This is a genomic window from Flavobacteriales bacterium (assembly GCA_013001705.1).
Taxonomy (GTDB): Bacteria; Bacteroidota; Bacteroidia; order Flavobacteriales_D; family JABDKJ01; genus JABDLZ01.
Genome location: JABDLZ010000271.1, coordinates 1 through 9,942, shown reverse-complemented (window position 1 = coordinate 9,942; position 9,942 = coordinate 1). Strand labels below are relative to the sequence as shown.

The following is a 9,942-nucleotide window of genomic DNA, read 5'->3' as shown; positions in this document are numbered from 1 at the left end:
AGTGTGGGCGATTATGACAATGACGGCTGGCTGGACCTCTTTACGAGCGATATCGATTCATGCAAGTTGCTTCGCAATATGGGGAATGGGACTTTCGAGGACCGTACTCTAGAGGAGGGCTTGGACTTCGAGGCATTCACCTGGTCGGGACTCTTCATGGATGCCGACAACGATATGGACCTCGACCTCCACATCAGCACCTATGGAAGTCACAATCGTTTTATGGAGAATATAAGTGGGGCAGCGAGTTTCGTGGATGCGAGCACCGCATGGGGATTCCAATTCGATTTTGACGATGAGGCTTCAGGAGCATTTGGCGATGTGAATGGGGATGGTCATCCCGATTTCTCGAGCATCGAGCAGTATGCCCCAGATATCGACAACCGGCATTCCCTCTGGATCAATCAGGGCACCACGGGCAATCACTTCCTCAAGTTCCGATTGGTGGGCACAACATCCAATCGCATGGCGGTAGGCTCGGTCATACGGGTCTATACCGATGGGATACAGCAGATGAGACGTGTCGGGTGCGGTGAGAACTTCGCATCGCAGAATAGCTATGTGCAACATTTCGGTATGGCCAGCTACAGTGTAGCAGACTCCATCCATATCCTCTGGCCCGATGGACTGGACACCACTCTCTACGATATAGCCGTGGACCAGACCCTGACTTTGATAGAAGGGAATGAGGTATTCGGATGTACAGACCCTGAAGCCTGCAATTACGAGCCGGAGAGCACGTGGGATGACGGCTCCTGTCAGTATATCGAGACCTCGGGCATCCAAGGCGATACGATGCCTACCATAGAACAGGTCTATATCTACACTTTCGATCTACTAGAAGGCTTCGATTATCTCTGGGAGATAGCCGGTGGGGATATTCTCAGCGGCCAAGGGACACATGAGGTTGAAGTAGTGTGGAATAGCTCCGAGACGGGATTGTTGACCTTGACCATCAGTGGGCCCGACTCTTGTATGGCACAATATAGTCTGGTCACTCAGAATGTCCTTTCCTCTTTGGAGGATCAAGTTGTCTGGAATTTCAGGATATATCCAAACCCGAGTGATGGACATGAACTCTTTATGGTGTTCAGCAGAATCGGTGGATCAGAATATCCTATCGGTATCGAAATATTGGATACCAGCGGAAGAGTGATGGCTGAACAGATTTTGACTAAGAAATCGAACAACCAGCTGACGAGGATTGAATTCGATCAGAAACTCCAACAAGGCATCTACATTGTTCGTTATTCAGAAGGCGATTACATGAACTATTCAAAGGTGGTGGTCGATTAGATCACTCGATAAACGCCTTTTTTTTTACCGCTGAATCTTTTCACTCCATGGGCTGAATCTCGCGGTCCATCTACGTTTATATACTATTCATGCATACAAAAAGTCTTGATTTTATTATGCAATGCATTAGGTATTGATCTACATTGAGCCCGCTCGCAAAAATCCATAGGGATCGACCGAGTCTTAGACCATGGATTTCCATGGCACCCATATCACAATAACAACCCTAATACAGTCACAGATGAAATCAATGTTCATACGGTTCATTCTTTCGGGAATGATCCTATTCGCCATGATCGACCTGCATGCCCAGCCAGGATCGACCTGTAACCCATTATATACGACTAACCCTTCTAAAGCCATTGCCGATCTGGGCCTGACCCGAGACACGATCAGTATCAGTGGATCAGGTATTACCCTTAGTGGCCTGCACGTCTACGTGAATTTGAATCACACCTGGATCAATGATCTTACGATCACCTTGACCAGTCCAGCCAATACCGTAGTAAGCCTCACAGCAGCTGCTTGTGCTGGAGAAGACAATATGGATGTGGAATATTCAGATTTCGCTACCGACCCAGCGGGTACCAACTGCCCTCCTATCGGTGTCTACGAGATTCCGAATACCGCATTGTCAGCCGTGAATGGTGAAGCACTCGATGGAGACTGGATACTATCCATTACAGATGGCTTTGCAGGCGATATAGGTACGCTCAACACTTGGTGTCTCATTCCCAATCCCCCGGTACCGGGAGACAATTGCGGCAATGCCATCGATATATCGGCCACAGGTACATTCAATACAGGCCCTTATACCGGTGACCCGGCCCCTTCCTGCGGGACAGGTGCTGCACGCTACTATACCTTCACTGCTCCATCGAATGGAGACCTTACTGTGGAGACCTGCGGCCTTACTACCGAGGATACTCAGTTGGCTACATTCACTGGCACTTGTGGATCACTGCTTCTTTCACAGTGTATAGTCGATGCATGTAGTACGCAAGAGACTGTCACCGAAACGATGAGTGCCGGAGAGACCATATATGTGGTATGGACCGGTGCCAATAGCCCGGCAGCACATGACTTCAATGTCAATTATGCGCCTGCTGTTGGGGCGGAATGCGGAACGTATACGAGCAACCCCGCACTTGCAATACCAGATAACGACACCGTCACCGATATCATTACGGTGAGTGGTACATATCCTGAACAACTGACCGACCTGAATGTATTCTTGGATATCACCCATACCTATATAGGTGACCTCACGATCACATTGACCAGCCCATCGAATACTACTGTCACCTTGGTCGATGGAGGGAATGGATGTACAACAGAAGAGAATATGGAAGTGGAATATGATGATTCGGCCACCGATCCTGGTGGTACCAATTGCCCACCGATCACCGTATTCGAGATGCCCTTCGAGGCTCTGAGTGCATTCAATGGTGAGAACTTCGATGGAGATTGGACCTTGACCATTATCGATGCAGCCAGTCCTGACCCTGGTGTTCTGAACTCTTGGTGCCTCATTCCTGAGCTGGTTCTACCACCTCCAGGAGCTGATTGTGGAGCATATGCCAGTTCTCCATCCAAATTCATCCCGAGCAGTACGACCACACGGGATACCATTACCGTGACCGGAACTACACCACAGACCTTGACCGACCTCGATGTCTATCTCGATATCACTCATACATTCATAGGTGATCTTACCATCACCCTGACCAGCCCCGCCAACACCACCGTGACACTCGTCTCATCAGGAGGAGGATGTGCAGGTGCTGACAATATGGATGTTCAATACGATGACGAGGTCAGCGACCCTTCAGGGACCACCTGTCCTCCGATAGGAGTATATGAGATCCCCGCCTCGGCACTTTCTGCTTTCGATGGCGAATCCTTCGATGGAGATTGGATACTTGCAGTGACAGATGGATTCGCAGGTGATGATGGCACCTTGAATTCCTGGTGTCTACTTCCAACGCTATTCTTGGACCCTCCGGGTACGGCATGTGGACCCTATTCCAGTAGTCCAGCCACACCGATAGTAGATGGTCTGATCATTAACGATGTCATTACTGTAGCGGGCACTGGTCCACAGACCGTGGGTGACCTGAATGTATATGTAGATATCACACACACACGTATAGGTGACCTGACCATCACGCTAGAAAGTCCCATTGGTACCATCGTCACATTGGTGACCAGTGGAGGAGGGTGTACCGCAGAAGACAATATGGATGTTGAGTATGATGATGAAGCAACCGACTTCTCTGGAACGAACTGTCCTCCTATTGGAGTTTACGAGATACCATCCACCGCACTGTGGGCTTTCGATGGAGAAATATTCGAAGGGGACTGGACTATCAGAGTGGCAGACAATGGCATTCCCAATCAAGGAACCCTGAACTCATGGTGCCTCATACCCCAACTTGTTTCGCCTCCGCCCGGAGGTCAATGTGGGACGTATACCAGTAGTCCAGCCACAGCTATTCCTGATAATACATCCATCACTGACGTGATAGCGGTGAGCGGGACATCTCCAGAGCTGATCACGGACTTGAACGTCTATTTGGATATCACACACACATTCATCGGAGACCTTACGGTCACTCTGACCAGCCCGGCCAACACCGTAGTGACGCTCGTCTCCAGTGGTGGCGGATGTAGTGGAGCTGATAACATGGATGTAGAATATGATGATGAGGCTACGGATGCATCAGGTACGACTTGTCCTCCCATCGGTGTCTTTGAGATGCCGTCATCTGCGCTTTCGGCATTTGATGGAGAATCCTTTGATGGGAATTGGACCTTGACCGTGAGTGATGGAGGCTTCGGAGATACAGGGACATTGAATTCCTGGTGTATGATCCCCAGTTTGGCACTTCCTGCGCCAGGTGATGACTGTGGTACATATAGCAGTGCACCATCAGCCACTCTGGCCAACCCTGGAACGACCACCGATGTCATCACTGTCACTGGGACGGACCCTCAGTTCCTCACCGATCTCAATGTCTATCTGGACATCACGCATCCATTCATTGAAGACATCACCGTAACCCTCACTAGCCCGGCTTCCACCGTGGTGAACCTAGTTGTAAATGGAGGAGGATGTACAGGTGTCGCGAACTTCGATGTGGAATACGATGATGCTGCCACAGATAACAATGGAGCCAACTGTCCTCCGGTAGGTGTTTTCGAAAAACCCTTTGACCTGCTTTCTGCATTCAATGGAGAGACATTCGATGGAGATTGGACACTGGCTGTGACCGACCCGAACCCACTGGACGGAGGAACACTCAATTCGTGGTGTCTCATACCTACTTTGGCGACTCCAGCTCCTGGAGATGACTGCGGAACATATACCAGCAGCCCTGGCACGCCCACGGTCGATAATTCTTCGATATCAGATGTCATAACAGTCTCAGGTACAACTCCTCAAGTGCTGACCGATCTGAATGTCTATCTGGACATCACCCACTCTTACATCGGAGATCTTACCGTAACCTTGAATAGTCCGGGCAATACCGATATCACATTGGTAAGTTCAGGAAATGGTTGTGGAAGTGTCGATAACATGGACGTGGAATATGATGATCAGGCCACTGATGCTGCTGGCTCGAACTGTCCTCCGCTTGCTGCATTCGAAATACCTTTTGAAGCACTTGGTTTCTTGGATGGCGAGACCTTTGATGGGGACTGGACCTTGACCGTAGCCGATGGTGCTTCTGGTGATGGTGGAACCTTGAATAGTTGGTGTCTGATTCCTACTTTGGGACCTCCACCTGCCTGTCCGAATGTCACTGGGCTGACAGCTACGAGCACAGCGACCAGCACGGTGGACATAGCATGGAATCCAGCCGTTGGTGCCACGAATTATCTATGGGAGATACAGAATGCTACGGATCCTCAAGGATTTGCCCCTGCCATTGCCAGCGGATCAGGACCAGATACCTCTGCAACCGCTACGGGTGCATTCGTTGTAGGTAATGAATACACCTTGTATGTAGCCTCAGACTGTAGCGGACTTATTGGAAACTATGTCTCCTTAAATTTCACACATACACCTCCACCTGCCAATGATGACTGTAGTGGTGCCATTGCGCTCTCCGTAGGGTCTGGATCCTGTGAATCCCCTTCAAATGGGAGCAATGTCTATGCGACTGATTCTGGTGTTGCTCATAGTTGTGCATCCTATTCTGATCAGGATGTATGGTTCTCAGCCATCGTCCCAGCAAGTGGAGAGCTTATAGTCGAGGTGAGCAATTCTGTCGGATTCTCCGATGGTGGAATGCAGGCCTACTCCGGAACATGTGGATCTTTGGTATCCATAGAATGTGATGATGATGATGGACCAGGGTTGCTTCCACGATTAGAATTGAGTGGACGTACACCCGGAGAGGTGATATACTTTGCCGTGTGGGAATTCGGTGGAGGAAGCGAAGGTACCTTCGACATCTGTGCCTGGGAACCTCCTCCTCCCATTGCCAATGATGACTGCTCAGGCGCAATTGCAGTGACTACATCCATATTCGGAGAACCTGGATGGCAGGTCTTCAGCAATGCCTCTGCTACAAACTCTGGAGTAACAAGTTGTGTTGGGAATGAAGATGATGACATCTGGTTCAGTTTTGTCGCCCAATCAAGCAATGATGCTGTCATTGCCCGAGGCGATGGGATCGATATGGTCATCGAGATCTTCGATGGCTGTGGAGGTGCGCAGATAGCCTGTGAGGATAACACCCTCAGCGGTGAGATCGAGCGGAGCGTTCCTGGAGGACTCGTCATTGGTGCCACCTATTACTTCAGAGTGTATCACTACTTCAGTGGTGCCGGAGGTGGAAGTGTCGAAGTCCAGGTGAAGACGTATGAGGATTCTCAACTTCAGAGTCAATACTGCAACGAGACCTATGACCTATCCCAGTCCATCTACTCAGAGCGCGATGACCTCGGCCAATTGTATTCCAACCCCAATGTACCGGTGAAAGGATACCGCTTCCATTTCGAGGAGCAGGGAGGTGGTCTGAGCGTGGATTATAGCAACCCCGGAGAGACCCCATATCTCACACTTGCGAGCGTGCCGGGTCTGGAATATGGAAAGACCTATGACGTCTCGGTCAGCCACAGAGTGAGGATGCGTGCCAATGGTAGCATCTTCGAGTACTGGTCACAATACGGTACACCATGTCCTATCACCATACAGGCCGATGTACCTACCACCCAGTTGATCGCTGAATTCTGTCCGGCCACCGAAGACCTCTATCTGGAGGATCAGATACAGGCCGTGCCTGTACCGGGAGCTGATCAGTATCGATTCACCTTCGATGGTCCGGGCGGACCATTCGTTGAGTCGTCCAATAATTACGCGATGTTCCTCTACACTGTAGGACCATTCGGAGGCCCAGGGCTTCAGTATGGCTCTTCAGTCTACAACGTAAGTGTGGAAGTTCAAGTCAATGGCGCTTGGAGTGTACCAGGTACTCCGTGTATGATCACGATGGCCTCTGAACCTGAGAACACAGAGGTGCAAGGTTCTGACTGTGGAGGTACCTTCCTCTATCCGGATCCGAACTATATACTAGCTCAGTATGTCTATGGAGCTAACGGATATGAATGGGAATGGACACCTACATCTGGACAGAGCGGAGGCACACAGACCACTACGACCGATGGTATCTCACTCGCATTCCATACCACCGATCTCGATCTGAGTGAAGGAGGATCATGGGACGTAAGGGTCAGAGCCTTGGCCGATGGACAGAATGGTTCTTTCTCGACTGTATGTGTCATCAATATCACCCCTACAGGACCTATCGCTCCCCCATCGGATGATGTTTCGGATATTAAAGCCATGCTCATGAGCGATGTTATGGCCGAGATCTATCCGAATCCGACCCATGGAGATCAGGTTGCCATCCACTTGAGCGAACTATCTGACGAGAATCAGAGTATTGTGATCGAGGTAATCGAACAGACAGGGAAGGTCATCCTCACAGATCGATTCAGTAATAAGGGGGTAGAAGCCACGTATATATTGGATTTCGAGAATGAACTGGCAACAGGACTATACTTTGTCAACCTCTACATCAATGATGTGAGACTGACGAAGAAATTGATGGTCCAACGCTGATCTTCTCAGCAACTGATTGAAGGAAAAGGAGGTGATGATCACCTCCTTTTTTTTTACCTATTCTGCACGTATCTAGCTCCTAAGAGCATGACCCAATCACACTTTGGATGCCTCGTCCTTCTAGCTAATTATAGCTAGTACAATCTACCGGATCATGGTGTTTTATAGGCCTAACATGCTGATTACCTTGAAGTTGATATTCCTTTCGTAGTATCCCTCTCATTTGTGATCCTGCGATAGGTAGTATGAACTAATACCCTTTGTATCATGAACACGACCAACTATCAATTAGCGTTCATCAGCTTATTCTGTCTGCTGGCGCTCTCGTTACATTCTCGCAATACCGATATTCTGATGGCAGATAGATCCATCGATATCCAAGACGCGAGAACTCCATTCTTATCTGAGGATTCTGACATCGACATGGAATCCCATGCCTTCTGCGCACCCTTTGCAGCTCACATGACTTCCGAGAGTATCGGAGGTGTACCTAATGACAATTGTGTAGATGCGATCCCGATCACATCTTCCATTCTAGGAGAAGCCGGATGGCAGTCATTCAGCAATGCAGACGCTACGGATTCCGGAGTCACCAGTTGTGGTGGTGCGGAAGACGATGACATCTGGTTTTCTTTTGTAGCCCAATCTGCCAACGATGCCGTGATCGCTCGCGGTGTTGGGACCAACAGTGTCGTAGAGATCTTCGATGCCTGCGGTGGTACTCCCCTTGCCTGTGAGGACAATACGTTCGATGGTGGGATCGAGAGAAGTGTTGCAGGTGGACTCATTCCGGGTAATACCTACTATTTCAGAGTCTATCATTATTTCCCTGGAGCTGGTGGAGGCACCATCGAAGTGCAGCATAAGACCTTCGAGGACGGAGGATTGAATCCCGCCTACTGTGGAGGCACTTATGACCTCTCCCAATCCATCTATGCGGAAAGGGATGACCTCGGTCAACTCTACTCCAATCCCCATGTACCGGTAAAAGGCTATTGCTTCCGATTTGAAGAACAAGGAGGCGGTCTGACGGTGAACTACTCCAATCCTGGGGAGACACCTTATCTAACACTTGCTAGTGTACCGGGCTTGGAATATGGCAAGACCTATGACGTCTCCGTGAGCCACAGGGTGAGGATGCGCGCGAATGGAAGCATCCATGAATTCTGGTCAGGTTTCGGGGCTTCTTGTCCGATAATCATCCAGAATGATGTTCCTAGCACTCAATTGCAACCCGAATTCTGCCCCACCGCGACCGACCTTTATCTGGAAGATCAGATACAGGCCGTACCCGTAGCCGGGGCCGATGAATATCGTTTCACCTTCGATGGCCCTGGAGGTCCCTTTGTAGAAACGTCTGACAACTATGCCTTAGCTCTCCATACAGTAGATGGCTCAGGGAGCGCAGGACTTCAGTATAACTCTTCGGTATATAATGTGACTGTAGAAGTACAGGTCAATGGATCCTGGTCCGATTCAGGCCCTAGCTGTATGATCTCCATGGCTTCGCAACCGGAAGATACCGAGATCCAGATGAGCTACTGTGACGGCACCTACGACTATCCGGATCCAAATCATATCATGGCCGAATATGTATATGGCGCCACCGGCTATGAATGGGAGTGGACGCCTGCTTCTTTACTGGGCTCCGGAGTGCAAACGACCCTGACCAATGGCGCTGCACTGGCCTTTCACAATACCGACCTGGATCTCAGTGAAGGAGGGTCTTGGAACGTGAGGGTGAGAGCATGGGTAGGCAATCAGCCTGGCTCCTTCTCTACAATATGTGTGATCAATATCAACCCTACAGGACCTAGCGCTCCCCCATCGGATGATGTTTCGGAGCTGAAACTCATTGGTACTGAATCGGTCACCATGGACCTATTTCCCAACCCCTCCGATGGACAACAGGTGATGCTCGAGCTATCCGGATTGCCGGATGCCCAGCAGGGGATCCGTATAGACATCTTGGACCAGACCGGCAGGACAGTACACCACCAGACGATAGCTAGTAAGGGAGCGGAGCTACGGTCGCTGATCGGCTTCGAACAGACCTTACCTGCTGGAATCTACTATGTACGCTGTCAGATAGATGGGATGCCCATTATACGCAAGCTGACCATACATTGACGTATGACTGAATTTTGATCAAGAAGCCACTCTTAGGAGTGGCTTTTTCTTTGTCGGGGTGGCAGGATTGCTTCTCTTCGCTGTGCATCCTGAATGGAAGTATTAACAGCAGTTGGAGCCAGACTGAATTCTGGCTGTATGAATTCCGTTTCACAAGTTGCTATCAACTCGACTTGGATTCTCTTCATGAAAACAGCCACTCTTACAAGTGGCTTTTTCTATTTCGGGGTGGCAGGATTGCTCCGCTTCGCTGCGCATCCTGATTCAGGGAGGTGATAGAACAAAATAGCCAGACAGGGTCTGGCTATTCTCATTCCATTCCTCCAGATAAGAGCGAGCTCTTTCTGGATCCATTCCATGAAAAAAGCCACTCTCTCGAGTGG

At 49.8% G+C, this 9,942-nt stretch carries 3 protein-coding genes; all 3 read left to right on the top strand.

Annotation, left to right across the window (positions count from 1 at the left end):
- Nucleotides 1-1,296 (top strand): T9SS type A sorting domain-containing protein (locus tag HKN79_10800; GenBank protein NNC84054.1); only part of this gene is annotated, 1,296 nt, incomplete at its 5' end.
- Between the two features lie 250 nt (nucleotides 1,297-1,546).
- A complete protein-coding gene (locus HKN79_10795) occupies nucleotides 1,547-7,429 on the top strand; it encodes a T9SS type A sorting domain-containing protein (protein ID NNC84053.1) in 5,883 nt (1,960 codons plus the stop codon).
- A 354-nt stretch (nucleotides 7,430-7,783) separates the two neighbouring features.
- Nucleotides 7,784-9,559 carry a T9SS type A sorting domain-containing protein gene (locus tag HKN79_10790; GenBank protein NNC84052.1) on the top strand — a complete coding sequence of 592 codons (1,776 nt, stop codon included), beginning with the start codon at nucleotides 7,784-7,786 and terminating at the stop codon, nucleotides 9,557-9,559.
- Nucleotides 9,560-9,942 lie beyond the last annotated feature (383 nt).